This window comes from Mycolicibacterium agri (genome assembly GCF_002553505.1).
Lineage (GTDB): Bacteria > Actinomycetota > Actinomycetes > Mycobacteriales > Mycobacteriaceae > Mycobacterium > Mycobacterium agri.
Map to the genome: position 1 here is coordinate 1 of NZ_PDCP01000204.1, position 1,454 is coordinate 1,454.

At 65.1% G+C, this 1,454-nt stretch carries 1 protein-coding gene; it reads right to left on the bottom strand.

From position 1 onward, the window contains the following. Positions 1-18: 18 nt before the first annotated feature. Positions 19-1,218 (bottom strand): IS110 family RNA-guided transposase, encoded by a 1,200-nt coding sequence (locus CQY20_RS33750; protein WP_207767375.1) that lies wholly within the window; start codon positions 1,216-1,218, stop codon positions 19-21. Positions 1,219-1,454 lie beyond the last annotated feature (236 nt).

Below are 1,454 nucleotides of genomic sequence, written 5' to 3' on the forward strand. Positions count from 1 at the left end.
AGATTCTCAATGACGTTGTCAAGCGGCCGCAGCAGTAGTTGTGGGCTGGTAGACGGCGTGGTCGCGGAGCATTGCCCACAGGACGTTGAGGCGTCGGCGGGCCAGGGCGAGGATGGCTTGGGTGTGGGTTTTGCCTTCGGATCTCTTGCGGTCGTAGTAGGTCCGGGAGGCGGGGTCGGTGCGGATGGCGATCTGGGCCGACAGGTAGCAGGCTCGCAGCAGTCGGCGGTCGTAGCGGCGGGGGCGTTTGAGGTTGCCGCTGACGCGCCCGGAATCTCGCGGTACCGGGGCCAGCCCGGACACGCCGGCGAGGCGGTCGACGCTGTCGAAGGTGGTCATGTCACCACCGGTGGCGGCGAGGAACTCGGCGCCGAGCTGGACGCCGAATCCGGGCATGCTCAGGATGATCTCGGCGTGGCGGTGGCGGCGAAATCGGTCCTCGATCATCGTTTCGGTGTCGCCGATTTCGGTGTCGAGGGCCATCACCTCCTTGGCCAGCCGCGCGACCATCGCCGCGGCGATCTGTTGGCCGGGCACGGTGCTGTGTTGGGCGTTGGCGGCTGCGATCGCCGTGGCGGCAACGGCAGTAGCGTTGTAGGCCTTGCGTTTGCGCAACCAGGCTTCCAGGCGTGCGACTCCAGCGCGACGGAGTGCATCGGGAGTTTGGTAGCCGGTCAGCAGGATCAAGGCGGCCTTGCTGTGGCCGTAATCGAACGCCCGCTCCAGCGCCGGGAAGTATTCGAGGAGCTGGGCGCGCAACCGGTTGATCGCGCGGGTGCGATCGGCGACCAAGTCGATGCGACGCGCGGTCAGGATCCGCAAATCCACCGCGATCTCGTCGCCCGCACGCAGCGGTTGCAGATCGCGGCGCATGCGGGCCTGATCGGCGATGATCGCGGCGTCCTTGGCGTCGGTCTTGCCGTCGCCGCGGTAACCGCCGGAGGCGTGATAGACGGTGCGGCCCGGAATGTAGAGCAGCCGCTGCTCGTGGGTGATGAGCAAGGTGATCAGCAACGCGGCCCCACCGTGGTTGAGGTCGATCGCCCAGGTGACGTCACCACCATCGGCCAGCGTGATGACGGCCTGGATCAATTCGAGCAGGACTGTTTCGTCGTTGGCGACGCGTTGGGACAGCAGTCGCTGCCCGTCACCGTCGATGACTACGCAGTGATGTTCGGATTTTCCGGCATCCACACCGGCCCACAGTTGTTGCCCCACAACCACCTCCATGATTGTCGTCGTGTGAAACGGCCCAGCAGACGACCACGCCGGCGTGTCCTTACACAGCGATCACATCGCTTCTCTCAATTAGCGGTCGAGTCGTCGCGGGACGCCGGGCGGCCAATCTCCTTCGGCCATAAACGGCAGCAAACCGATGAAAGCCATACCCGACATCCCTGGGTGATTCGAAGCCTAAGGCCGACGACCCCAAACACCCTTCAAGAAAGGTAAGG